Annotated in this window: 19 protein-coding genes; 8 read left to right on the forward strand and 11 right to left on the reverse strand. The window is 62.3% G+C overall.

The window, feature by feature from the left end:
- Positions 1-6: 6 nt before the first annotated feature.
- From K6301_RS22205 to K6301_RS22215, 3 genes are read right to left on the reverse strand one after another with little or no spacing between them, the layout of a single operon-like run.
- Positions 7-1,536: a sugar ABC transporter ATP-binding protein gene (locus tag K6301_RS22205; protein WP_247221023.1), complete on the reverse strand. Its 1,530-nt coding sequence runs from the start codon at positions 1,534-1,536 to the stop codon at positions 7-9.
- The gene (locus K6301_RS22210; RefSeq protein ID WP_247221024.1) at positions 1,533-2,936 is read right to left on the reverse strand and encodes an FGGY-family carbohydrate kinase; all 1,404 of its coding nucleotides are present in this window, start codon (positions 2,934-2,936) and stop codon (positions 1,533-1,535) included. Before K6301_RS22210 ends, K6301_RS22205 begins: the two co-directional genes overlap by 4 nt.
- Complete coding sequence (locus K6301_RS22215; protein WP_247221025.1) at positions 2,933-3,712, reverse strand: DeoR/GlpR family DNA-binding transcription regulator; 780 nt, start codon at positions 3,710-3,712, stop codon at positions 2,933-2,935. The genes K6301_RS22210 and K6301_RS22215 overlap by 4 nt, the downstream gene beginning before the upstream one ends.
- 198 nt (positions 3,713-3,910) lie before the next feature.
- Between K6301_RS22215 and K6301_RS22220 the strand changes: the two genes are divergently transcribed.
- The 5 genes from K6301_RS22220 to K6301_RS22240 all read left to right on the forward strand — a co-directional run bounded on the left by K6301_RS22220 (position 3,911) and on the right by K6301_RS22240 (position 8,482).
- Positions 3,911-4,993, forward strand: a complete 1,083-nt coding sequence (locus K6301_RS22220; RefSeq protein ID WP_247221026.1) for a class II aldolase/adducin family protein — start codon at positions 3,911-3,913, stop codon at positions 4,991-4,993.
- Positions 4,990-6,267, forward strand: coding sequence for an FGGY-family carbohydrate kinase (locus tag K6301_RS22225; RefSeq protein WP_247221027.1), 1,278 nt, complete (start codon positions 4,990-4,992; stop codon positions 6,265-6,267). Before K6301_RS22220 ends, K6301_RS22225 begins: the two co-directional genes overlap by 4 nt.
- Positions 6,264-7,106, forward strand: a complete 843-nt coding sequence (locus K6301_RS22230; RefSeq protein ID WP_247221028.1) for a TIGR01459 family HAD-type hydrolase — start codon at positions 6,264-6,266, stop codon at positions 7,104-7,106. Before K6301_RS22225 ends, K6301_RS22230 begins: the two co-directional genes overlap by 4 nt.
- 93 nt (positions 7,107-7,199) lie before the next feature.
- Positions 7,200-7,904: a YoaK family protein gene (locus tag K6301_RS22235; RefSeq protein ID WP_247221029.1), complete on the forward strand. Its 705-nt coding sequence runs from the start codon at positions 7,200-7,202 to the stop codon at positions 7,902-7,904.
- 80 nt (positions 7,905-7,984) lie between these two features.
- The gene (locus K6301_RS22240; RefSeq protein ID WP_247221030.1) at positions 7,985-8,482 is read left to right on the forward strand and encodes a hypothetical protein; all 498 of its coding nucleotides are present in this window, start codon (positions 7,985-7,987) and stop codon (positions 8,480-8,482) included.
- A 62-nt stretch (positions 8,483-8,544) separates the two neighbouring features.
- Here K6301_RS22240 and K6301_RS22245 read toward each other — a convergent pair whose 3' ends face one another.
- The 3 genes from K6301_RS22245 to K6301_RS25045 all read right to left on the reverse strand — a co-directional run bounded on the left by K6301_RS22245 (position 8,545) and on the right by K6301_RS25045 (position 17,697).
- Entirely contained in the window at positions 8,545-10,725 is a 2,181-nt protein-coding gene (locus K6301_RS22245) for a putative bifunctional diguanylate cyclase/phosphodiesterase (RefSeq protein ID WP_247221031.1), read from the reverse strand.
- 114 nt (positions 10,726-10,839) lie between these two features.
- Complete coding sequence (locus tag K6301_RS22250; RefSeq protein WP_247221032.1) at positions 10,840-11,370, reverse strand: invasion associated locus B family protein; 531 nt, start codon at positions 11,368-11,370, stop codon at positions 10,840-10,842.
- A gap of 39 nt (positions 11,371-11,409) precedes the next feature.
- On the reverse strand, positions 11,410-17,697 hold the full coding sequence (locus K6301_RS25045) for an autotransporter domain-containing protein (protein ID WP_281505887.1): 6,288 nt from the start codon (positions 17,695-17,697) through the stop codon (positions 11,410-11,412).
- Positions 17,698-17,877: 180 nt separating this feature from the next.
- Between K6301_RS25045 and K6301_RS22265 the strand changes: the two genes are divergently transcribed.
- Complete coding sequence (locus K6301_RS22265) at positions 17,878-18,672, forward strand: hypothetical protein (RefSeq protein WP_247221033.1); 795 nt, start codon at positions 17,878-17,880, stop codon at positions 18,670-18,672.
- Between the two features lie 50 nt (positions 18,673-18,722).
- Here the strand turns inward: K6301_RS22265 and K6301_RS22270 are convergent, their stop codons facing one another.
- From K6301_RS22270 to K6301_RS22290, 5 genes are all read right to left on the reverse strand, one after another.
- Positions 18,723-19,724: a sensor histidine kinase gene (locus tag K6301_RS22270; RefSeq protein WP_247221034.1), complete on the reverse strand. Its 1,002-nt coding sequence runs from the start codon at positions 19,722-19,724 to the stop codon at positions 18,723-18,725.
- Between the two features lie 161 nt (positions 19,725-19,885).
- On the reverse strand, positions 19,886-20,527 hold the full coding sequence (locus K6301_RS22275) for an amino acid ABC transporter permease (protein ID WP_134650104.1): 642 nt from the start codon (positions 20,525-20,527) through the stop codon (positions 19,886-19,888).
- 11 nt (positions 20,528-20,538) lie between these two features.
- Positions 20,539-21,207: an amino acid ABC transporter permease gene (locus K6301_RS22280; RefSeq protein WP_247221036.1), complete on the reverse strand. Its 669-nt coding sequence runs from the start codon at positions 21,205-21,207 to the stop codon at positions 20,539-20,541.
- A 22-nt stretch (positions 21,208-21,229) separates the two neighbouring features.
- A complete protein-coding gene (aroQ, locus tag K6301_RS22285) occupies positions 21,230-21,673 on the reverse strand; it encodes a type II 3-dehydroquinate dehydratase (protein ID WP_247221037.1) in 444 nt (147 codons plus the stop codon).
- A 101-nt stretch (positions 21,674-21,774) separates the two neighbouring features.
- Entirely contained in the window at positions 21,775-22,605 is an 831-nt protein-coding gene (locus tag K6301_RS22290) for a transporter substrate-binding domain-containing protein (RefSeq protein ID WP_134650101.1), read from the reverse strand.
- Between the two features lie 410 nt (positions 22,606-23,015).
- Between K6301_RS22290 and K6301_RS22295 the strand changes: the two genes are divergently transcribed.
- Both K6301_RS22295 and K6301_RS22300 read left to right on the forward strand, forming a co-directional pair.
- On the forward strand, positions 23,016-23,690 hold the full coding sequence (locus K6301_RS22295; protein ID WP_247221038.1) for a GntR family transcriptional regulator: 675 nt from the start codon (positions 23,016-23,018) through the stop codon (positions 23,688-23,690).
- Between the two features lie 2 nt (positions 23,691-23,692).
- Entirely contained in the window at positions 23,693-24,394 is a 702-nt protein-coding gene (locus tag K6301_RS22300) for a GntR family transcriptional regulator (RefSeq protein ID WP_247221039.1), read from the forward strand.
- Positions 24,395-24,424: the final 30 nt, after the last annotated feature.

A 24,424-nucleotide genomic window follows, 5' to 3' on the forward strand; every position in this document is an offset into this window, starting at 1 on the left:
TCTGCTTCAGGCCGCGGTGCCGGTCGTGCCGGTGGCAAACGCCATGATCGCTTCCTGCTCGATCGGCTGGTTCACCTCGCCGGCAATGCGCCCTTCCCGCATGACGAGCACACGGTCGGCGATGCCCAGGATTTCCGGCAGGTCGCTGGAGATGACGACGATGGCGATGCCGTTCTGGGCGAGTTCGTCGATGATGCGGTAGATTTCGGATTTCGCGCCGACATCCACGCCGCGCGTCGGTTCGTCGAGGATGATCGCCTTCGGCCGGGTTTCGAGCAGGCGGGCAAGCAGCGCCTTCTGCTGGTTGCCGCCAGACAGCGCGCCGACATTAATCTGCGTGCCGGCGGTGCGGATGGAAAGTGACTTCACCGCCTGCGCTGCACGCTCCCTGGCCCGCGCAAAATCCAGAACGCCGCCGGCCTTCGCATCCGCCGCGATGACGCCGATATTGATGTTGTCGCTGATCGACATGTCGAGAAACAGGCCGAGCGCCTTGCGGTCCTCTGTGAGATAGGCGATGCCCGCGTCCAACGCGTCGCGCGGCGATGTGACCGAAATCGGTTTGCCGTTCAGCATCACGTCGCCTGTGGTCCGACGATCGGCACCGTAGACCAACCGCGCCAGTTCGGTGCGCCCGGAGCCGACAAGGCCGGCAATGCCAAGCACTTCGCCCGCGCGCACCTCGAAGGAGCAGTCGTGCACCTTGACGCCGTCGCCGATGTTCCTGACTGACAGCACCGCCGCGCCTCTGCCCGTAACCTGACGGTGCTCCTTCTTGTAGAAGGAGGACAGATCGCGGCCGACCATCATAGAGACCAGCTTGCTGGCGGAAAGATCGGCGCGGTCCAGCGTTCCGACATAGGCGCCGTCGCGCAGCACACTCACCCGGTCGGAGAGCTGGTAGATCTCCTCCATGCGGTGGCTGATATAGATGATGGCAATGCCATCGGCCTTGAGCCGGGCGATGACATCGAACAGCTTTTCCGTTTCCCGGCTGGTGAGCGAGGTGGTCGGCTCATCCATGACGATGATGCGGGCATTGGTCGTCAGCGCGCGTGCGATCTCCACCATCTGCCGCTCGCCAAGCGACAGTTCCGCGACACGGCGGGAGGCATCGAAATCGATGCCGAGCTGCTTGAGGATGGGATCGGCGCGACGGCGCATCTCCGCACGGTCGGCCAGGCCGAAGCGCGACGGCTCGTTGCCGAGGAACATGTTCTGCGCGACGGTCAGGTTCGGCGCGAGTGAAAGCTCCTGGTAGATGACGGCAATGCCATAGGCCTTTGCCTTCAGCGGATCGCTGAGCGTCGCCGGCACGCCCTCAATCAGCACCGAGCCGCCGGGATCGGCCGTGTAGGCGCCCGACAGGATCTTCATCAGCGTCGATTTACCCGCCCCGTTCTCGCCCATCAGCGCGTGAACCTCGCCGGCTCGAACCGTCAGGCTCACCTGCGACAGCGCCTTCGAGGCCCCGAAGGTCTTGCTGATGTCGCGCATCTCCAGAAGCGGACGCTGTTCGTTGACCGTCGCCGTCATGCGCGCTTCTCCTCTCGCGAAACGGCCTCAGCCGATGCCATGGCATCCACATGGTGCCGCCATTGCAGCCGGTATTCGTCGAGGCCGGGAATGGATGCCGGTTCGGCCACGGCGCAATCGTTGACGAAGGGATTGTCACCGATGGCATCGAAGACGAGCGCCGCCGCGCCGAAGGCGCTGCCTTCCGGGTTGGCGCTCGTGTGCACCGTCTGCCCCGACCGAAGCGCGGCAAGCACGGACGCGTAAAGCCCCGTCTTCACCAGGCCGCCATCGATGACGATGGCATTTTCAGACCCGATGAGATCGAGCGACAGGTCGGTCATCAGCGCCACATAGAGCATAGCGACGGCTGCGCGCTCCTCGCCCGCGACCGCCGGGCCGACAAAGCGGCCCTCGTGTCCCGGCATCGGCCCGCCCGCCGCAAAGGACGGCAAAGCGAACGCCTTTGCGGTAATGACACTGGCAACGGCTTCGGCCGAGACAGGTTTCGTCCAGCCGCCGCTGGCAACATCGTACTCCCGGCCGCCCATGAAGCGGATGGTCGCGACCGGCTGGTGATCGACCGTGACATTGGCCAGCATGTCCCTGTCGGCATCGAGCCTTTCCAGCGGACTTGCGGGATTGAAGATGATCACCCAGGTGCCGGTCGAGACCAGGGTGAAATCCGTGAAGCCGAGCGAGCGGTAGAAGTAGAGCGCCGCGTTGCTGTCATGCACGCCGTTATGGACCGAGATCTCCACGCTGCGCCCGTCGTCGCGCGTCACCTTGTGGGTGCCGACGACCTCACCGGCTTTTGCGAATTCCGGCATCCGGCTGCGCCAGCCCATGCGGTCGACAAGGCTGCTGAAATCATCCCGCAGCGGCGCCCACAGGTTGGAATGGCAACCGAGATAGGAGACTTCCGAGACGGGACGGCCGGAGAATTTCCAGGTCCAGAATTGCGGATAGGCGAGAATGGCTTCCGCCTTTGCGATCAGGTCCCCATCGCGTTCGTTCAGCCAGAGCAGGTGTCGCCCATAGTTGAAGCCCAGGGGCAGCGGCGGCGAGAACGTTTCCTGGAAGTCCGGCGCCATCGCATCGATGCGGCCGGCGATCTCTGCGGGCGGCTCCTGCTCATAGTCCAGGATGGGGTGAACGAGCGACCCGCCGGCAACGAGCGCGAAGGTGCAGCCGTGACCGGAAAACGTCATGCGATCGACACCGTGCGCTGCGACGGCCCGGGCCAGTTCAGCCGTCATCCAGCCGAACAGCGCCGCGTCATCCAGCACGCGCAGATCCCCTTCGTCACGCCAGACGGGGCGTGTTCGCGCCTCGTCGATGACCCGTCCCTCCGACGAGACGACGAACAGCTTGGAATTGGTCTTGCCGAGATCGAAGACGGCGATGGGGGACCCGCTCAATTCACCCCTCCCGTCTTTGCGATCTGGATCGTGACGCCCGCATCTTCCAGTATCTTGGCCGCCGCGTTCGTCAGGCCGTCATCCGTGATGATCGTGCCGATGCGCGACAGCGGCAGAGCCACGTTTCGCGGCTGGATCGAGAATTTGCGGCTGTCGGCAAGAAGCACGATCTCGTCCGCGCAGGCCGCCAGTTCACCGATCACCTTGACGAGCAGCGGATGGGATTCGAGCAGCCCCTTGCTGCTGATGCCCTGCGTGCCGACGAAGAAACGCGAGGCGAAAAAGCTCGGGGAGCCCCCCGACGGATCATGGATGATACCGGGCTCGCGGTAGAGCTCGCCGCCAGCAATGGAAAGCTGGCAGGTGCCATGCTCGCCCAGGTAAGCGGCGAGCGGCATCGAATTGGTCCAGACGCGCAGATTGCGCCGCGAAAGCAGTGTGCCAAGCTGATAGCAGGTCGAACCTGCATGGATGATGAGGGAATCGCCGTCACGCACCAGGTCCGCTGCGGCGGCGGCGATGGCGCGCTTCGCCTCGACCGCGATATCGCGGTTCTCGTCATAGGGCCTGGCCGAGAGCCGGCCGCTATCGCCCGCCTCGCTGGCGGAAATACCGCCATAGACCTTCCGGGCCCGGCCCAGTTCGTGGAGCTTGTCGATATCGCGGCGGATGGTAGCGGGAGAGGCGCCGAGGCGCTCCTGAAGGTCGCGCACGGATGCGAACGGCGTCTCGCGCAAAAGCTCAATGATGGCCTTGTGGCGTTGCGTGTCGTTCACGAATGCTCCTCCCGGCGTCTCCAGCGCCGATGAACGAAGATAATCATACTAATCCAAAACGATCAAGCATCATGACGTATTTTCTTCACAGTTGACGATATGCGATCATATCAATACCATCAGCCAAAAAGTTTGATCACCTCTCATCGCGATCTGCGGTGAGCGGTGGCGCAGGGTCGTCTAGAGGAGGAGGCTGGCATGGCTTCGGGCAATCGGTCGGGCGGTGATCCGGCCTTCGACGCGTTTCTCGCGCTTTCAAGGGACATCGGCAGCGACATCCTGAAGACCCAGGGCGCCGGCGGGAATACCTCGTTCAAGCGCGACGGCGTGATGTGGGTCAAGGCCTCGGGGACATGGCTTGCCCATGCCGGCGAACGCGACATCATGGTGCCGGTGACGGCAGCACCCCTGGTGACGGCGCTGCGGGCCGGCGAGCCGAGCGCGGAGAAGGCAACCGACTTCATCGTCACCGAGCTGAATGCCTCCGGTCTGCGCCCGTCGATCGAGACCAGCTTTCACGCAGCCCTTCCCCAGGCCGTCGTCGCGCATTATCACTGCGTCAATGCCATCGCGCTCTCGGTCCTCACCGACCGGGACGTCGTGATTGCCAAACTGATGGCGAAGCTCCCCGACCTGCGCTGGACGACCATACCCTATCGCCGCCCCGGCACGCCGCTCGCGCTGGAAATCGACCGCGTCGCCGCGACGCGGCCGGACGTACTGGTCCTCTACAATCACGGCATCATCATCACCGGCGACACCGTCGAAGAGGTGCGCGAGCGCATCGCGCGCGTCACCGAAGCGCTCTCCGTCGCCGTCCGCGCGGAGGCGACAGCCGACACCGCCGCCTTGCAGGCGTTGGCGGAAGGCTCCGATTTTCATGTGGCTGACGATGCCGAGAGCCACAAGACGGCGCTCAACCCGGCCAATGTGGCGTTTGCGGCAGGCGGTTCGCTCTACCCGGATCATGTCATCTTCCTGGGTACGGAAATCGGCGTGCTTTCCCCCGGCGAAACGGTGAGTGCCTATGTCGATACGCGACGCGCGCGCGATCTTTCCATCCCGAAGATGCTGCTCGCGCCAGGGCTTGGCGTGCTGCTCTCGAATGAACTCACCGCAGGTGGCCGCGTCATGGCGCGCTGCCTTGCCGAAGTCGTTTCACGCATACCGGATGGTGCGTCCGTCGTCTATCTCAGCGCCGATGAGGAATATGAACTGACCCATTGGGAGGCCGAGCAGTACCGCCAGGCACTCGACCGCAAGGCGAGCCGGCAGGCATGAGCACCGGCACGCAGCCCGCCATCGCGCTTGGCATCGACCTCGGCACGTCGGGCGTGCGCGCCGCGCTGCTTTCGAAAGACGGAGAACCGGTCGATATCGCGGCGTGCCCCTTCCCCGATGCCGCGTCCGCACGCCTGCCCTCGACCTGGTGGAACGGCGTCACGTCATGTCTTACGGAACTCGCCTCCCGCAACACCTTCTCGTCCCTTGAAGGGGTCGCCGTCGACGGGACGTCCGGGACCGTGCTTGGCGTGGACGAAGCCGGCGTTCCGGTGGGCGAGGTGCTTATGTACAACGACCCATGCCCCGATCGCGCCATCGTCGACCGCATCGCCGCGGTGGCACCTTCGGATAGTCCCGCGCGCGGTGCCACGTCGGCGCTGGCACGCGCAATCTACCTCTCACGCAGGCCGGGCGTGCAGGCCATCGTGCACCAGGCGGACTGGATTTTGACGCAGCTTGGCCTTGCCGCCGCAACCAGCGACGAGAACAATGCGCTTAAGACCGGATACGATCTCGACGCCGAGCGCTGGCCTGACTGGCTGGAAGCATGCGGCATGGACATAGCCCTGCTGCCGTCCGTCGCACGGGCCGGCGCGCCGCTCTCGACGGTGACGGCGCACGGACGCGCACTCGGTTTGCCGCCGCAATGCCGCTATCATGCGGGCACGACAGACGGCTGTGCCTCGTTCCTGGCGACCGGCGCTGCGGCCATCGGCGACGGCGTGACCGCGCTTGGATCCACACTGGTGGTGAAGCTTGCCTGTGCACGGCCGCTCAGTGCTGCCAGTTACGGTATCTATTCCCACCGCATCCTCGACTTCTGGCTTGCGGGCGGCGCGTCGAATTCCGGCGGCACCGTCATCCGCACGTTCTTCGACGGCGAACAGTTGAAATCGATGACGCCGAAATTGCGCCCCGATGTGCCGACGGGCCTGTCCTACTATCCTCTGCCGGCGCCCGGCGAGCGCTTCCCCATCAACGATCCCGCCTACCCGCCGCGGCTTGAGCCCCGCCCGGTCGACGACGTCCTGTTCTTCCAGGCAATCCTCGAGGGCATTACCGCAATCGAGAAATCCGGCTACGACCGGCTGGCGGAGCTCGGCGGCCCCGAGGTGCTTTCCGTGCGCACGGTCGGTGGGGGCGCGGTCAACGAGGCCTGGACGCGGATGCGGGAAACGGCGCTCGGCGTGCCCTTCCTTGCAGCGCGCTCGGCGGAAGCATCCGTCGGCACCGCCTCGCTTGTGCTTGCCGGAAAGGAGCGCTGGCCTTGAGCATTGCGCCGCACACCACGCTCGCCGACCTGGCGGATCGTTACGATGCCTTCTTCGTCGACCAGTTCGGCGTGCTGCGCGACGACGACGGGGCCTATCCGGGCGCCAACGCCGCCCTGCTTCACCTGAAGGCCCTTGGCAAAACCATCGTGATCCTGTCGAATTCGGGCCGCAGCGGCGCCTATAATGGCGACCGCCTGGTCAAACTTGGCTTCGATCGTTCCGGCTTCGACCACTTCCTCACCTCCGGCGACGTCGCCCATCACATTCTGGCTGAGGAGACGGCCGGAAAGGCCGGCATCACGCGGTGCCTGACGATTTCAAGCGGCGGCGACCGCAATCTCGCCGAGCGTCTCGGTTTCGAAAGCGTCGAGGACGCGGCGCTTGCGGATATCGTGATCATCTCGGGAAGCGAAGCGGAGCGCATTCCGCTGTCGGCCTATCGTGACCGGCTGAGGCCCGCGGCGGAGCGCGGCATCCCCTGCTACTGCACCAACCCCGACCGGCATAAGCTTGTGAAAGGCGGCGGGACCGCCCCGGGTGCCGGCAGCATCGCCCTTGCCTATGAGGCGCTCGGCGGCCCGGTTCGCTGGTTCGGCAAGCCCCATCCCGCAATATACCGGCAGGCGCAATCCCTGCTTGGCAACATGGAAGCCGACCGTATCGTCTGCGTCGGCGACAGCATCGAGCACGATATTGCCGGCGCCGCCGGCGCGGGACTGGCGTCGTGCCTCGTGCGAACCGGCATCCTCGCTTCCACGCCCGAAAGCGCCCTTGCCCCGATCTGCGAAACGCACGGCGCGCGCCCCGACTTCGTGATGGCGCGTTTCACGATCTGAGCGCCGCTCTTCGCTTGCCGCAGGCCTGCTTGAGCGCTACGCACGTCCTGTTATCCTGCCATCACATCGGGCCAGACAGGGACGCGAATTGCAATGCTCATTCATGAAGGCGACACGCGGACACCGGCCGTCGATCTCCTGCTGGCAACCATTCTTGCCTTCGTCGCGGGCGGCATAAACAGCGTCGGCTTTCTGGCTTACGGCTACTTTTCCGCCAACATGACCGGCAACGTGTCCCTCGTGTCGGAGCTTCTATCCGATTGGAAGCTGCGCGCTGCTGCTGCGTTTTTCACCATCGTCCTGATGTTCATTACGGGCGCCTTCCTGGCCTCCCTGTTCATTCAGATGGGCAAGCGCCACCGGCTCAAGACGGTTTACGCCCTGACCCTGGGTTTCGAGGGCGCCATCCTGATGCTCGTCGGGATCTATGTCTCGGCACTGCCTGACACCGTCAACGGCTTCACCATCGTCAGCCTGCTTGCGCTATCCATGGGCATCCAGAACGCGGCCTCGACGCGCATATCGGGCGCCCGGGTGCGGACGACACATGTGTCGGGACTTGCAACCGATATCGGCGTCGGCATCGCGCTGTTGTGGGGTGCGAAGGGAGATGTCCAGCGCGAGGAGATCGCCACACGCCTTCGGCTTCACGCCGCAACGATTCTGGCCTTCGCTGTCGGCGGGGTCGTCGGCGCGCTGATGTATACCAGCTTCCAGGGGCTTGCATTCTGCCTCCTTGCCGCCTTGCTGTTCGCGTTGTGCGCGATCTACTCGAGCGGCATTGTCGCGGCTGACTGAACGGCGCTCACAAATGCGTTTGCCATGTGCGAAGGCCATGGTAGGCAGGCCGCACCTGAGAGTAGAGCCGGATGGTAGCCATGACAGTTTCGTTTTATGCCGACTACATTGCGGAGCTGCGCACACTTTTTGCGGAACTGAACAACGAGAGCGACCTCTTCCAGACCTTCGATGTGCATATCGAACTGATCGCCGCCGGAAGCCTTGTGGTCTATGAAACGAAGCGGCGAAAAGGCCAGACCGACACCCTCTTCTACGGCCGCCCGGCTGAAGCGACGTCCAACCGCCAGATTTCGCGGGAAACAGCGTCGGCCGCGATCACGCATTTCCTCTCGCTCGGTCAATTCATCGCCTTGACCGGCCAGACACGGCAGCCCCTCGAAATGCAGTATCCGCACTGTGCCGTCAATTTTTCCTATCGCAAGAAAGGGCACCCAGCCGGACGTTCCATGTTGATGGTATTCGTGGGCTTCAATGACGATGCGGACGCATCCGCTTATGCCGCTTCCGCCAACGATCCGGCGGCCTTCGTTTCCGCACGGCCCTATCACACGTCAAAGGCCTATGAATGGACGTGAGCGGGGATCGCCGGGCGAACTCTGCTCCAATATCCCATACGCCTTTCCAGGCGTAGGGACGCTCAGGCGCGAATGCCCGATACCCTTTGATCGCCCGCGGCAAGTGTGATGGCGGTCGAGCGTGGCAGAGGTTTCGACAACAGGAAACCCTGCAGATGGTCACAGCCGAAATCCTGCAATGCGCTTCGCTGCTCGTCTGTTTCCACGCCCTCTGCCGTCACCAGCAGCCCCTTCGCTTTCGCCATGCTGATCATGGCGGAGACAACGGCCCTGCTGGCGCCTTGATGCATCTCGCCGATGAACGATTTGTCGATCTTTATACGATCAACCTCGATGCGTTGTATGCGGGAGAACGTCGAGTAACCTGTTCCGAAATCGTCGATCGCAAACCGGACGCCAGCCGAGCGCAGGGTCGATATCGTCGTTTCCAGCTCGCTCTTCTCCGGCGCCATGGCACTTTCCGTCAATTCGATTTCCAGCCTGTTCGGCTGGACCTGCCACCTGGCGAGGATGCCGAGAACGCGCAGCGCATAACCGGGCGAGGCAAGCTCGAGAGCCGACGCATTGACCGCGATGTGAATACCGGGAACTTCCGCAAGCATCCGGCACGCATCCTCAAGGACAAGCGCACTGATCTCGTGGATCAGGCCGCTTTCCTCGGCAAGGGGGATGAACTGGTCAGGGCTGACATAACCCAATGTCGGATGCTTCCACCGTGCAAGCGCCTCAAGCGAACTCAAGGCACCGGTGTCGGCTGCATAAACGGGCTGGTAGAACGTTTCCAGCTGCGAATGGGTTTGAAGGGCCAGGCGCAGGTCTGCTTCCAATGCCCTTCGATCGCTCAGCAGCTCATCCATGTGGCTGCCGAAGATGGCGTGCGTATTTCTGCCCGCCGCTTTGGCGTGATACAGCGCGATGTCCGCTTTTCGGGTCAGCTCGACGGGATCGCAAGGCCCCGTTGTCACGGCAGCGCCGACGCTGGCGCCGATCGCGATCTGTACGGTGTCGATTTCAAACGGCGCCCTGATCGCGGCCACGATGTTCCTGGCGATCTCATCTACGTTATGCGCGTCGGCATCGCTCAGGAGTATGTTGAATTCGTCACCGCCGACACGCGCGATCAGCGATTTCGGCAACAGGTCCCGCATGCGAGCCGCTGCCATCATGATCAGCCTGTCGCCGACGGGATGGCCAAAGGTGTCATTGACCATCTTGAACCGGTCGAGATCGACAAAGAGAATGCAGTAGCTCTGATCCGCGGCCGCGTTGGCCAGCGTGGATGCGAGCCTGATGGCAAAGAAGTTCCTGTTGGCCAGTCCCGTCAGGGCGTCGTGCGATGCCTGATGTTCAAGCTCTGCACGGCTTGCGGCCAGACGGACCGAGCGGCGGAACAGGGCATGACCGGCAAGGCTCGCGCCTGTAAACAGGGTCACGAATGCCAGCACGAGAGCCGGAGCGGTGGCGCGAAGAACGTAGTTTCCGGGTTGAAAGGGCTCCCAGCGAAAGAATCCCACAGGCGCGCCGTCGCGCGATGTCACCGGAATAAAGGTGGCGTTTCGTTCGCTCGGCTCATCTCGCGTGAAGCGAAGGTTGGTGAACGCGTATTCCTGACCGATATCCGCCGGCAGGTCTCCATCCAGAAACCGGATGGCGACGTGGAGGAATTCAGCGCCGGGCGCCTGCACGATATTTCCCGTGTCCGATATGAGCGGCTTGATGCTGACGATCGCGGACCGGTTCCCGATGCGCGCCAGGTCCGACTCCCCGATTGAAAGGACCTTCGCACTTGTGCCTTGTGTATCGCCGCGTGCAAGGCGGGCCCGCAGTTGTCTCGCGAGCGGAAGGTAGGCGTCGCGGAACTGCTGTGCGTCAGGCGAACGTTCGCGATCTTCAATGAACTGATAGATGAGCGATAAATCCGGCGACAGCAGCAGGGATGCGTCATGATCGAAATAGGTGCGCATCCAGGAGCCGAGGTTGGCGTCGATCCAGGCCATGTCGCCACGTTGGCTTTTGCCCACGGCGTCGTCCCAGACTGTGACACTTTCCTGATCATGGGCAATCGCCGACTGCAACTTCGTCACGGCACGCGTGATGAAACCCCGCTGGCGTGATGCAGCCGCCTCATCCGCCTTGCCTGCCGCCCAGGTCAGTGTCAGGAACAGGATGCCGCAGATTGCGAGCGACGCGCTGGCCGGCAAGATCCATTTCAACAGAGATGAAGACTGGAACTTTAGGGTCATCGCCAGGTCCTGATTGTCTCTGGGATATTAGAGCAATCGAACTTAAGCCGATGGCAAGGAAAGCGGTTAAGCAATGGTTAAAACCGATGCTCAGGCGCTGGCCCTTTCGCTGATTCAGGGTGCAGACAGAACCTTCAGTCGATCTGCGGCAGCGGCAAAACCTTTCAGGGACAGTGCGAGCGGAATGGCGGGCCCATCGGCGCTTGTCGCCTGGATTTTAAGAGTAGCGCCCGCCCGCAAATTCGTCAGCATGGCTGGTTCGAGGCTCAGCGGCACCAAACAGCCGCCCGGCAGGCATGTCCTGAACCGCAACGGCTGGCCAGGCGATTTGTCATCGATCGCCAGTGTCACACCCTGATCCAAAAGCAGGCCGAATGGAAGGATCAGCGAGCCGTTCAGTTTCCCGTCCCGTGTCTGCTGCAATTCGACGGCAAGCACCCTCTGGCCATTTTGCTGCACCTGTTGTTGCGACAGCGCGCAGCGCTTCGCATTGTCGATGACCTGACAGCTCACCTGCCAGTCCTGGTAGCTTTCCTGCAGCGATGAGGCTCCGTTTGGAAGCAGAGGCTGTGCAGGCTGCTGCGCTGTCGCAGGACCTGCAATCGATGCGATGGACAACAGTGCAGCCGCTGCGAGCGTCGTCAAAGGGCGTTTGCGTGTCGTATGATACATCCGTCGCATCTTTCAGAACCTGATCCCGAGATTTGCCTTGAGGCCATGCTCTTGCGCCTGACCTGCGATCTGGCCTTGATACGATACGCCGAGTGTCGCGTTGGACGTGAGGTCCAAGCTGAGGCCCACCTCGACGGCAAGGGCGTTCTGCGCGATCGGGCTGCCCGCTATGGTGAAGGCGTTCGAGCCGGCAAACGCATGGGTCATCTCTGGCGTAGTATCGCCCAAAGCGTGCCGCCAGCCGAGCATGCCGGTCAGCCGTGCACTGACATCCCCGAAATCGATGGTGCTGTCGCCACGGATACCGAGCGTCGTGAATGTAACGACGTTGTCGTTCGAAAGACCCGCCAATGCCGCCGCGCCACCCCGTTCGCTGAAGCGCCCCGTATGTGTATTGACGTAAGCAAGGTTCGCGAAGGGCTCAATGCGTCCAAGCGTTGTGTCGATGGCGTATCCGAGTTCCCCGAAAGCCTGGACCGTGCCGGCATCATTGGAGCCCGTCAAACCATCGGCGAAACCGACGAAATCGACCGTCCGTCTGGTGTCGATTTCATGCCGGCTATAGGCGAGCCCTGAACGGAACGACAGCGCGTCCCAATTTGTGCCGCCATAGAGGCCGAGATGATAGCTGCCGACAGAGGCTGAAGAGGTCCGTGCGTCAGCCTCAACAGAGGTATGGCTGTACCCGCCGAGCAGGCCGAGACGCCAGCCATCGAACATGGGCGCATCCACACCCATCAACAGCCCGCCTGTGGCGCGGTCGATTGCGTCGGCATTGCCGTCGCTGTCGGTCCTGCCCCACGAGCCATAGGCGCTCGACCAGACGGAAATGCCCTCTGTGGATATGGCCGGGGCCAGGACCGGGCCATGCTCGCCATAGGTCGTGACAGGGGCGGTGGACGCGCCGACATCGCCGAAGGCGGCGCGAATGCGGTCATTCGCGCTGTTGCGAACAAAGCGGCTGTCTTCGATCAGGCCGGTGACAGCGGAAGCATAGATTTCGCCCGACAGCTGATCGAAGGCCGTACGGGCCGTTGCCGCATCGAGCTGCACCACCTGTTCGTAGAGCGCGTTGCCGAAGCCAAGCGTTTCGAGCGCCTCGGCCGTGGCGATCTGGTTGCGGGTTACACCCGCATCGGCAAAGCCGATCTGGTTGCGTGTCAGCGACAGGGTAACATCGTTGCCAGTGTAGGCGAGCGTCGGGTCGAGAAACGCGAAGTCTGAGGTGACCGCATCGAAGCGACCGCTTACGCCACCGGCGGCGGAGAGGATCGTATAGGTGGCGGTCGGGCGATAGGCGCCGGTCATACCGACATGCGCGACGGTGCCGCCATCAAGCGTGGCCGTGCCCGTCACGACGATCCGGTCGCTCGCCGTCCCGCCGGGCATCACTTCGACTTCAAAGCGCGACCCGGCGTTCATGACGAGACTGCCGTTGATCGTGAGGGTACCGATCGAGTTCCCCGGTGCGAGCGTGCCACCGTCGGCCACGGTCACGACCGAGCTTGCACCAGAGCCGAGCGTGCCGCTGCCCTGCAGGCGGCCATCCCGATCGACCAGCGCCGAGCCGCCGAGATTGCCGTTGACGGCCAGCATGCCACCCGAAATGGTCGTCAGTCCATCAAAGCCTGAACTGTCGCCGGTCAGCTTGACCGCGCCCCCGCCTTCGAAGGAAAGGGTGCCGGCACCCGTGAGTTTTCCCGCATAGGATCCACCGTAAGACTGCTCAAAGGTGAAGCTCGCACCGGATGCGATGGCGACATCGCCCAGGAAGCGGTCCGAAGCGGAGGTCAGACCGCCGGCTTCCACGGTCCAACCCAGCGTAGACGTGCCGGTCAGCGTCAAAAGGCCGGAACCCCGCTTGATCATCTGCCCCCTGACGCCGGAAACGTCGCCGATGTTACCCGCGAAGCGCGCGTCGGACGCCTGTTCGAAGACGAGTGTTCCGCGATTGCGGATATTGTTGCGGATGGATGCCGCATCGCCGATGAGCGTGCCGCCTTGAACCACGGTCGGACCGGTATAGCTGTTCGCCCCCGTCAAGATGAGGGTCCCGAGATCGGCCTTGATCAAAGACGATGCGCCTGTGAGGGCGGATGCTATGCTGGTCGTGATCGCGGCTCCGGCTTGGGAACCGTCGCCGACGCGAATGACAGTGTCGCCGCCGTGACCTTCAAGCATGACCGGATCACCCTCTATCCGGTATCCGGCGGACGCGAACTGCATGCCGGTCACACCGATCGATCCCGCAGCGCCATCGACCGTTACGGTGCCGCCGACGCCCTGGAATACTGCGAAGGTGGGGTTGGGACGGAACGGGCCGCTCACCGTGCCGCTCTGGTCGGTCCAGTTCGCACCGCCAAGGCTCCATGTCCCGTTCCCGCCATCGATGCTGCCATTGGCGTGCAGGCTTGCGTTCCCTCCGTCCCAAAAGCCCAGCGGCGTGCCGACGCGGGACACCAGATTGACCTGCCCTGCGACCGCGGTTTGCAGCGTGAGCTCGCTTGGCGACACGCCCTGCGGCACCGCGCCGATGAGGAGGCCGTTGCCCGTGAGCGCCCCGCCATAATCGATCAGGCGATAGATGCCCGCGCCAAAACCGCCTGCATCTTCGACATTCAACGTGCCGTTCAGTGCCAGATCGCCGCTGACCGAAAAAAGCGCCGTCGACGATGGGATGCCCAGAGAAACATTCAGCAAAGCCCCCCGGGCCAGGATCAGCCCTCCCGTTGAAAGCGTGGTTCCGTAAGACCCTTCCAGCGTTCCGCCGCCGAATACGCGAACTGTCCCTTCGATCTCGCCGCTGCCGCGCAGGCTTGCGCCGGTTCCGACGTCGACGAGCGAACTGGCGAGCGAGCCTTCGACCGCCAGTGTCCCTGAAGAGATCTGCATGCCGCGCAGACTGTCGCTGACGCCGGTCAAGGTCAGCGTACCGCTTCCCGTTTTGGTCAGGCCATACGAAGGCGACGGGCTGATCGGAGTGGCGTCGCCACCGGAAATATTGCCGCCGAAAACGAAATCCGTGTTGTTGCCGCCAACGGTCAGGCCGGTAACGCCGGCATATGCAACATCCACTGTTCCATCGCCGACGAGTTCGCCGATTGTCTCCGCATCGTCCACGCTGACTTTCGCACCCGCGCTCACTGTCACACGCGCCGTGTCGGCGATCGAGCGATTGGCCTCGCCGGACCAGCTATCGAGCCGGAGCGTTCCTTCGCGAACGTGGACATTGCCGAGAAATGTATTGTGGCCCTCCAAGGTGAGCGTTCCCGCACCCGTCTTCGTCAAACCACCCGTGCCCGAGACGGGTTGCCACAGCCCGGCATTCTGTCCTTGATCGACGTCGAAGGTCACGTCACCATTGAGCAAAACCCCGCCGAGGCTGCGGTAGGGAGAGCCGCCGAAGCTCAGCGTCGTGCCGCCGGCCATGGTGATGTTGCCGCTCCCTAGCGTCGAGCCGGTACCGGCAAAGTAGCTGTCAAGCAGGCGCAGCGTTCCCGCCTCGACGGTCGTGCCCCCAGAATAGGTGTTGCGACCTGCACTGCCGCCGCCAAGGCTGAGTGTTCCGTCACCGCGTTTGATCATTCCGCCAGTGCCGGTGACGAGACCGGAGAAGCTCGCCTGTGTATCCGCCGAAATGTCGAAGACGGCTTTGTTTTGTCCGGTGATCTGGATATTCCTGGCGCTCGATAGGTCCGCCGCGGCAGACAGCGTTCCCCCGGAGAATGTCAGGCCGCCGGCCGCGGCACCGAGCGCGCTGTCGCTGGTGATGCTGAGCGTGCCCGCCCGCAACTCCGTGCCGCCCGTATAGGTGTTCGCGCCGGTAAGCGCGAGTGTGCCGAGATCGTCCTTCACGAGCGAAGAAGCACCGCTGAGAACCGATGACACGGTTGCGGTCATCGCCGCACCATCCACCGTTCCGTTCCCGACACGAATGACCGTCTGGCCATTGGCACCTTGAAGCGCCAGGCCATCTCCTTCTATCCGGTAGCCATCCACCGCAAACTGCATACCGGTGACGCCAAGCAGGCCGGTGGCAACGTCCACCGTCACGGTGCCGCCGGTGCCCTGGAACACCGCGAAGGTGGGATTGGGCTGGAAAACGCCGTTGGTCGATCCGCCTTGATCTGTCCAGTTGCTTCCCGTGCTATCCCATATCCCGGTCCCGCCGTCGACGCTGCCATTGTTGTGCAGATCTGGATCGCCGCCGTCCCAGAAGCCGAGTACCATGTTGCTCGCGACGACAAGATTGACCTGACGTGCGACTGACGTTTGCACCGAGAGGTCTGCGGGATCCACCCCACCCGGCACGGTGCCAATGACAAGCCCTCGGTCACCAAGCGCGCCTCGATAATCGACCAGCCTGTAAACCCCGGCGCCAAGGCCACCGGTACTGGACACATTGAGTGTACCGTCCAATTGAAGATATCCGGCCACATCGATGATCGGCGCAAAGGAGAGCCTGTTGAGCGTGACATCCATCACCGAGTTCGCGCTGAGCGCCATGTTTCCGGCGACCGTGAGCGTCCGGCCCGTTCGGCCCTCGATCACACCATCCATCACATTGACGGATCCATTGACCGTTCCTGAGCCGGCGAATATGCCACCGCCCGCAACCGTGACCGTGGCGCCGATGGTTCCTGAAGCAGCCAGTTTGCCACCCGTGATATTGACGGCGGCATTGCCCCATAGGCTGCCGACGTCTCCAAACACGCCATCCACGGTCAACTCGCCCCCGGACAGGTTCAACGTTCCCGTGAATCGATCGGCTGTCGTGTTCGAGCCATGGAAGATTGTGTTGCCGGCAAGGTGGTCGATCGTCCCGGCACCCGTCATTACAGATTCGAATGCATGATCGCTCCCATCGGGGTTTCCGGCGTGATTGAAGACGATGCGCCCGTCACCGTCTCCAAAAGCGATAACGGGAACCGAAATGGTTCCGGCATGCGCCGGTGCCATACCCGTGGCAGCGCCGATGTTCAGCGTGCCGCTGGAACCGGCGGAAGAGGCAATCGTGAGGACATCTGACGTAACCTGCGCACCATCGGAGACCGTGAGCGTTCCTGCGCCGCCGGCTCCTCCCTCTGCGTTGATGCCGAAGCCGTTTTCCCCTGCGAGTGCGATGGTGCCGGCCGTAAGCGTGCTTGCTGCAATGGTCATCGTGCCGGAGCCACCCGCGCCGCCCTGGGCCATGCCTGACCCACCGCCGCCACTACCCCCGACCAAAAGGGTTTCGCCGACAGTCAACGTGGCGCCGTTCACCAGCGTCAATGTGCCGTTGCCGCCCGCACCTCCTCCCCCCGCAAGGTTTCCGCCGGCTCCGCCCCCTGCGCCGCCGACGAGAACGGAATAAGCAGCCGAAAGATCTGCCCCATCCAGTATAAGCGTGCCGGCGCCACCGGCCGATCCAGCCGACTGATGGCTTCCGCCGCCACCACCGCCGCCGACACCCATGAAGCGGAAGGAGGACACCTCCGTGGGTCCGAAGGTGACAACGTTCGATGTCTGAGCGGAATTGGCGCCTTGGCCGGGTTGAGAGCCGGCAGCGCCACCCAGGATCGGGGAGAGCGCGCCACCCCCGCCCCCGCTGCCACTGGCGGTGAATGGATTCGCGCCGCCGCCGCCGCCACCGTAGAAGCTTCCCCTGCCGCCCTGATTGTCACTGCCGTTTTGGCCGGTACCTCCAAACCGTGTTCCACCGCTTCCACCGGGATTAAGCGTTGAGGAACCACCGGCTCCGCCGATCGCGCCTCCGCCGCCCGCATTGTTGCCGCCCACGCTCGCGCCACCGCCGCCGCCGACCCCGCCATCCCCGCCGGCCGACCACCCTCCTATCATATTGTTAGGGGTCCCGCCGCGTCCGCCGGCGATCCCGCTTCCGCCCATGCCGCCACCTGTTTGGCCACTGCCTGCGACTGCGGCGCCACCGCCCCCAACGCCGCCGCCACCACCGCCGCCGCCGGCGCCGCCACCGCCGCCAATGCCGCCACCACCGCCACCCGCTTCACCCGATTGCGTATCGCCGTTTGCAGCGCCATCGCCACCTTTGCCGATCAAAAAGCTGTTGAATTGCGCGTGGGCAAATTCGATTCCCCCGAAAAACACGAGCGACGAGGCAAGCAGTGCCGAGACTGCCGACCTTGCAAATTCAGGTAAATGTGCCGGCGCTCGGCTCGCTGGAATGTCGTCGAAAGGCAGCAGGTCGCGCGAACTCGCCACAGCCTTGGCTTGTCGGCATAACGCGCCCAGCGGTGCTCGCACGCCGCTCCGCGGATTGCGTTTTGTCGTGTCTCCGGTCATGCCGACTAGCCCCAATATACGACAGCAGGGGACCCTCTCCGTCGTGATCGTCTGATGGCAACGAGTTATTGAGGCGCAGCAGCAGGATAGCTAATCCAAAATCTGCACCATTTTCGTTTCCGCAATGGGGACGAGCTGATGCATGGTAAGGAGAGCATGAGCTCGGGGACATCGGCGGCCATGAAATCAGCGATCGCTTCTTATTGTTTGACGATGACGCATGAGAGCCCGCCTGGCTGGCCCGTGCGAAAACTGCTGAATGAATACAAGCGCTACTATGCGTGCTTCATGCTGATCCGAAATTACTATGCGTGGCACGAAGGCTGCGGGGCGATCCCGAATCTGGCGCGTCTGAAAGAGGTCTCCGGACTGAGCCCCCGGCAGACGATCGATCTCGTCAAAGTTCTGAGAATTGCCGGTCTGATCGACAGCGACTCGGTTTCGGGCGACAGCCGTCAGTCCATCCTGCGTCCCACGCTGTGGTTGCTGCAGGAAGTCGGCCGCTCATGTATCGCCTTTCTTCAGGCATACGACGGGCTCCACCAGACCGCTCATGCATCGCGGTTTCGCTCGACGGCGGACGATCTCGGCATCTTGATCCGTCGCTCGGGTGATCGTGTGCTCGAGGAAGGCACGACGATCGGCTTGTTTCCGACGGTTCAAAACATGGCCGAATTCGACTGCGGATATTCTATCCTGGTGGCGGTCATGGCGGCATATTACGGCCGAGCCTCCGGAGGCCCTCCTTTCCCCTTGACGTATGACAGCCTGGCGTGGCGGTTCCAGGTTTCGCGCTCCCACGTCGGCAACGTCCTCAATCATCTGCAAAATCAGCAGCTCATAGACGCAGAGCGGACACCGAGCCGTGCACTGATAGATGAGTTCGAAAAATGGTGCGAAGTCGAGATGACGCATTACGCCACCCTTGCCAGCAGACTCTCGCAGAGCGGCACTGGTGGTCGACAGGTGCAGTGAGCTGCCTAAGGACTGCGGAGGCGGCAGATGCTTGCGAGGCGTTCTGCGCTTCAGGTTGAAAGATGGCTCTCCTTCATGCGGAGTGTCACCACAACGCCGCCATCGACCCAGTTGTAATTGATCGATCCACCGAGCTGCCCCGAGATCGTGCGCTGCAAAAGCTTGCTTCCGTAGCCTTCCATCGCTTGTGGCGAGCGAGCATCCGCGCCGCCATGCTCGCTCCAGACGATCTCGATATCGTCTTCGACGAGCGCGCCGGAGATATCGAGCAATCCCTTGTCATTCGACAATGCGCCATATTTCAGCGAATTCGTTGCGAGCTCATGGATGACGAGTGCAAGGCTCGTCGCCGACTTTTCTCCCAAGCCCATACGCGGAACGGCCACACGGATGCGGCCGGCAAATGCGCCCACATCGTCGTAGGGCGCCGACAGCACCGTGAAGAGGTCGCCAAGCAAGGCTGCTTCTCCCTGACCATCCGGCAGGGGGCGCACCAGTTCGTGGGCGCGCCCGAGCGCCGTCAGCCGCTGTGTCAGCTGCTTGGCCATCTCCTCCTTCGTGTCGGTCGACCGCGACGTGATATTCGTGAGGCCTGCTGCCAGCGCGAGCAGGTTCTTGACGCGATGGCTCATCTCGCCGGCAAGAAGCTCATGGCCCTCCTCGGCCTGCTTGCGTCCTGTGACATCGAGGAAGGTGCCCGTCATTTTCTGGGTTGTGGCATCGCCCTCGTTGCCCTCGCCCCGGGCGGAAATCCATCGGACGTCGGCAGCGTTCGTCAGAATGCGAAAGTCGATTTCGAACGGTCCATCGATCGCCCGGGTCGCGACGAACGCCGCCCTCACGCGGTCCCGGTCGGCGGGATGGACCTTGGCGGAAAGATGTTCGAAGGTCAGGTCCGTCTCGTGGGAAATATCCCAGAGTTCGTACGCCTTGGCATCCATGACGAATGTGTCGTCATCGATAATCCAGGTCCACAGTGCCACTCCGGCCGACTTGATAGCACGCCTGAGTTCCTCAGCGCTCCACTCAGGCTGCGACTTGGCTTGGCTCATTGATCATCTCTTCCATTAAACGCGAAAACTGACCTCGCTCCAAAATTAGCGGGTTGGTGAGCGTTATCAATGGCCGAGAACCGCCCCAGGATATCCGGGCGTGTTCATGTTTCAATTTCCAGCGGTCGGTGCCTGGTTCGGCATGAACGCCGGATGCCGGCCTAGCGGCTGGCAGTGAGGAACTTGCGCTCGAGATGGGCGCCATAGATCGTCAGCGGGCAGCACATCAGGAAGTAAAGCGCTCCGACGATGCCGAAGACGGTCAATGGCTGGAAGATCTGGTTCGAGATGATGTTGCCGGCACGGGTGAGTTCAGTGAAGCCGACGATCGAAGCGAGCGACGTTCCCTTGATGAGCTGCACCAGGAAGCCGATCGTGGCCGGCAGCGAAATCCGTATCGCCTGGGGAAGCACGACGTCCTTCATACGCGAGACATAACCGAGGCCAAGCGCCTTTGCCGCCTCCGTCTGTCCGCGCGGGACAGCCTCGATCGAGCCGCGCCAGATTTCTCCCAGGAAGGCGCTGGCGTGAAGCGTCAGGCCGACCGAGACCGCGGCCCACGCATCCATCTGGATACCAATCAAGGCAAGGCCGTAATACACCACGAAAAGCTGCATCAGGAGCGGCGTGCCCTGGAAGACCGCGATGTAGCCGGCCGTCAGACGCTCGACGATGGCGACACCGGACGTGCGCAGCAAGGCCACCATCAGCCCGGCAACACAGCCGCACACGAAGGCGACCGCAGACAGCGCGACCGTCCATTTCAGCCCTGTCAGAAGAAAGAGGAATTCTTCGCGTCCCATTCGGTTTCCTCCTATCTGAGCGGATAGCTGAAGTAGCGGGCGGAGAAGAAGGCGAAGATGCGCATCATCACCCAGGAAATGACGAGATAGAACGCCGTCACGGTGAAATAGACCTCGAAGCTGCGGAAGCTGTCGGACTCGATCCGCTGCGATACCGATGTCAGTTCGTAAGCCGAGATGGCGGACGCGATGCTTGTTGTCAGCGTCAGCAGGATGAACTGGCTCGTCAGCGAGGGATAGATCGTCCTCAGCGCGGGCTTGAGGATGATCAGGCGGAAGACCTGGGCCTTGTGCAGCCCGAGCGCCAGCCCCGCCTCCGTCTGCCCCTTCGAAATGGATTGCACCCCGCCCCGGATGATCTCGATGGCATAGGCGCCGCCATTGATGCCGAGCGCGATGATGGCGGTCGGCGTCGGATCGAGCCGGATACCCGCCAGCGGCAGCGCGAAGTAGATGAAGAAGATCTGCACCAGGAACGGCGTGTTGCGGATCAGTTCGACGAAGCCGATCACCAGCCAACGCAGCGGTTTGAACTGTGACTGTCGCAGGATGACGCCGCCGATACCGATGACGATCGCCAGGAGCATGCCGCAGATGGCCAGCGTGAATGTCCCGAGGCAGGCCCAGAGAAGGTTGGGAAGACCGTCGAGGACCGGAGTGAAATCAAGCGTGTAATTCATTACATCTCCTGCGGCGCACCCTTCAGGACGGCGTTGCCAGACCTGCCATCGCCTCGATAGCCAACTCGTATCCGGCCGCCCCGAAACCGAGCATGACCCCGGTCGCGGTGCGGGAAATCAGGGAATTGTGATAGATGCTCTCGCGTGCATGCACATTGGATATGTGCAGTTCGATCTTCGGGCCGTCGAAAGTTTTCAAGGCGTCAAGAAGAGCGATGGATGTGAATGTATAGGCCGCCGGATTGATGATGATGCCGCACGCATCCTTGCGCGCCTGATGGACGAATTCCACCAGTTCACCCTCAAAATTCGTCTGGCGGAAATCGACCGCAAAACCGAGGGAGGCGGCTTTCGCGTCGCATCTGGCCCTGATGTCACGCAGGGTCGTGGTGCCATAGATGGAAGGCTCCCGCTCACCCAGAAGGTTGAGATTGGGGCCGTTAAGGACAAAGATCGTGTTGGTCATGGACATACTCCAGGCAGCATCGGCGCGCGGATGAACGGCGCCGATGCCCGCACCTTGGTCGGTGCCGCCTCGTGAATTCAGGCTTTACGAAGAGCTAGAGCTCAGTTCGCGGTGAACGGAATGCCTTCGAGGCTGGTCGGGAATTCCGGCACCGGAACCTTCATCCACTTGTCGTAGATCGTCTTCAGCTCGCCATTGGCCTTGATCTTGTCGATGAACGCGTTCACTGCGGCGTTGAGCTCTTTTTCGCCCAGGCGCGTACACGCACCATTGTACAGCTTCTGGAATTCCAGCTTGTTTTCGAACTTGCCGGGAACGGCCTTCTCGACACGGTCAAGATAGAAGATGTTGCCGCCAAGCGCGTCCGTTTGGCCGGAGATCAGCGCCTGGACACTCGCCGCGTCGCCGTCATAACGCCGGATGGTGGCGGTGGACGGCGCATTCTTCGTCACTTGCGTGTCCTGGGCCGCTCCCTTCGCGACGCTGATGGTCAAGCCGGCCATATCCTCGTTCGACTTGATGGATTTGTCCTTGGGGCCGATCAGGACGATGGCGTTCGCGTTGTAGGGCTGGCTGAACTGCACGGCTTTGGCGCGATCCGGCAGCATGGCCATCGTCGCGAACAGAATGTCGACACGCCCGGAGGTCAATGCGGGAATACGATTGTTCACCTCGAGCGGAACGAATTCCACCTCAACGCCCAGCTCCTTGGCGAACAGGGCGCCCATATCCGCGTCGAAACCGTCCTGTTTGCCGGCGCTGGTGACGAAGCCCCATGGCGGGTTATCGCCCTGAATGCCGACAACCAACTTGCCCCTGGCCTTTATTTCCTCAGGCGTGATCGCCGAAGCGGGTTGCGAAAATGATACCGCGGCGACAATTGCCGCAGCGCCCAACAGGGCATGGCGCCGGTTCAACTTGAACTCAAACATAGCTTCTCCTCCTCTGATAGCGCAAAAGGGCGGCCAGCTCTCCTCCAGCTGACACTATAGCAAAGCTGACATAAGGCTATTTTCAAATCAACTGAGTTTTTATAAAATCTCCGATAAAACGTGTTTCAGCGTTCGCTTGTAAAAATTGCGATGTGAACCTTTAGGTCACGAAGAGAAGGAACCGGAACGCCAACGGCAGTGAGTTGAGTGCGGGTGCACGTGTCACCAAAGAGCGGGTGACTAAAGCTCGATATGGCAGAATGGAGGACTTGAACCTGTGAATTGTCACGCCAGCCGGGACAACATGTGAGACAGACAGCCCGCCGTCGGCCTCGCCCGACTGCTTCAGACGGGTTTCAATCGCCCGATAGAATATGTATGAGGAATTAGAAAATCTCCGAGATGCGTGCATGTCCTCTGACCTAGCGACCGAAACCATTGCCGAAAGCAGCTACAAGCGCATTCGGGCCGATATCATTTTCGGACGCCTTTCTCCCGGCCAGAAGCTGAAGCTTGAAAAGCTCAAGGAAGCCTACGACACGAGCGTCAGCACGCTGAGGGAAATCCTGAGCCGCCTTGCCTCGGAAGGATTGGTCGTTGCCGAAGGCCAACGCGGCTTTCACGTGGCGCCGATGTCGTCAACCGACCTGAAGGAGATTGCCGCGCTGCGCCTGCTGCTGGAAACGCACGCGCTGGAGCAATCCTTCGACCGGGGCGACGTCGACTGGGAGGCCCGGCTCGCCTCGGCCCATTACAAGCTGGCGCGCATGGAAGAGGTCATGGCAAGCGGAGACACCAGCCAGACGGAGGCCTGGAAGCGTTATGACTGGGAGTTCCATCAGGCACTCATTTCGGCCTGCGGGTCGAGACTGCTGATGGAAACCCATGCCGCCGTCTTCGATAAATATCTCCGTTACCAGATGGTCGCCCTCTCCTACCGCGGCAAGATCGCCGAGGACGAGCACAGGCAGCTCCTCGACGCCGCCCTCAAGCGCGACCAGGACACGGCGAAGAAGATCCTCGGCCTGCACATCCAGGGCGGCGTGGAACATGCATTGGCGGAGAAGTCGCCCCTTCGGGATTGATCATGCGGGAAGAACGCTCAGGCGAACATGAACGGGTAAACGACAGCGAAACCGTCAGCGATGCGGTCTTCCGGCGGTTGCGACATGATATCATCATGGGAATCCTGCTGCCCGGCTCGAAGATCAAGCTTGAAAAGGCGCGCGAGCGATACTCGATCAGCATTTCCTCCCTACGCGAAATCCTTTCAAGGTTGTCGGCAGAAAACCTTGTACTTGCGGAAGGGCAGCGCGGTTTCGAGGTCAGCCCCGTGTCCAGGCAGGAACTGACGGAGCTCGCCGACCTGCGCACCGTGTTGGAATGCCATGCTATCGGTCTTTCCTTTGCCGCCGGCGATCTGGAATGGGAAGGCTCGATCGTTGCGGCCCACCATCGGCTGGCCGCCGTGGAGCGCCGGCTTCTCGCGGGCGATGTCGCCCGAACCATCGACTGGGTCCGATGCGATTGGGAATTCCACCGGGCGATCGTTGCCGCAAGCAATTCGGCGACACTTCTGCAGAGCCTGTCGTCCGTGTTCGACCGATTTCTTCGGTATCATATGCTCGCCGGAAGTTTCCGGGGCAAAGCGGTCGTCGATGATCACAAGTTGCTGTTCGAACGTGCGCTCGCACGCGATGCCGATGGCGCAAAAGAGATCATAACAAGCCACGTGCAGAAGGGTATCGACCACATAATGAACGACCCGAAGTTCCTTTCAGGCCGATGAGTTTCATGCGTTGAGTTCTTGGGGGAGGCG

This window comes from Shinella oryzae (genome assembly GCF_023038235.1).
GTDB lineage: Bacteria > Pseudomonadota > Alphaproteobacteria > Rhizobiales > Rhizobiaceae > Shinella > Shinella sumterensis.

What these genes read in the sequence shown, in the direction of transcription:
- K6301_RS25045 (WP_281505887.1), bottom strand. Translation starts at nt 17,697, where the DNA reads ATGACCGGAGACACGACAAAACGCAATCCGCGGAGCGGCGTGCGAGCA.
- K6301_RS22245 (WP_247221031.1), bottom strand. Translation starts at nt 10,725, where the DNA reads ATGACCCTAAAGTTCCAGTCTTCATCTCTGTTGAAATGGATCTTGCCG.
- K6301_RS22240 (WP_247221030.1), top strand. Translation starts at nt 7,985, where the DNA reads ATGACAGTTTCGTTTTATGCCGACTACATTGCGGAGCTGCGCACACTT.
- K6301_RS22295 (WP_247221038.1), top strand. Translation starts at nt 23,016, where the DNA reads ATGTCCTCTGACCTAGCGACCGAAACCATTGCCGAAAGCAGCTACAAG.
- K6301_RS22300 (WP_247221039.1), top strand. Translation starts at nt 23,693, where the DNA reads ATGCGGGAAGAACGCTCAGGCGAACATGAACGGGTAAACGACAGCGAA.
- K6301_RS22225 (WP_247221027.1), top strand. Translation starts at nt 4,990, where the DNA reads ATGAGCACCGGCACGCAGCCCGCCATCGCGCTTGGCATCGACCTCGGC.
- K6301_RS22280 (WP_247221036.1), bottom strand. Translation starts at nt 21,207, where the DNA reads ATGAATTACACGCTTGATTTCACTCCGGTCCTCGACGGTCTTCCCAAC.
- K6301_RS22275 (WP_134650104.1), bottom strand. Translation starts at nt 20,527, where the DNA reads ATGGGACGCGAAGAATTCCTCTTTCTTCTGACAGGGCTGAAATGGACG.
- K6301_RS22265 (WP_247221033.1), top strand. Translation starts at nt 17,878, where the DNA reads ATGAAATCAGCGATCGCTTCTTATTGTTTGACGATGACGCATGAGAGC.
- K6301_RS22235 (WP_247221029.1), top strand. Translation starts at nt 7,200, where the DNA reads ATGCTCATTCATGAAGGCGACACGCGGACACCGGCCGTCGATCTCCTG.
- K6301_RS22270 (WP_247221034.1), bottom strand. Translation starts at nt 19,724, where the DNA reads ATGAGCCAAGCCAAGTCGCAGCCTGAGTGGAGCGCTGAGGAACTCAGG.
- K6301_RS22220 (WP_247221026.1), top strand. Translation starts at nt 3,911, where the DNA reads ATGGCTTCGGGCAATCGGTCGGGCGGTGATCCGGCCTTCGACGCGTTT.
- aroQ (WP_247221037.1), bottom strand. Translation starts at nt 21,673, where the DNA reads ATGACCAACACGATCTTTGTCCTTAACGGCCCCAATCTCAACCTTCTG.
- K6301_RS22290 (WP_134650101.1), bottom strand. Translation starts at nt 22,605, where the DNA reads ATGTTTGAGTTCAAGTTGAACCGGCGCCATGCCCTGTTGGGCGCTGCG.
- K6301_RS22205 (WP_247221023.1), bottom strand. Translation starts at nt 1,536, where the DNA reads ATGACGGCGACGGTCAACGAACAGCGTCCGCTTCTGGAGATGCGCGAC.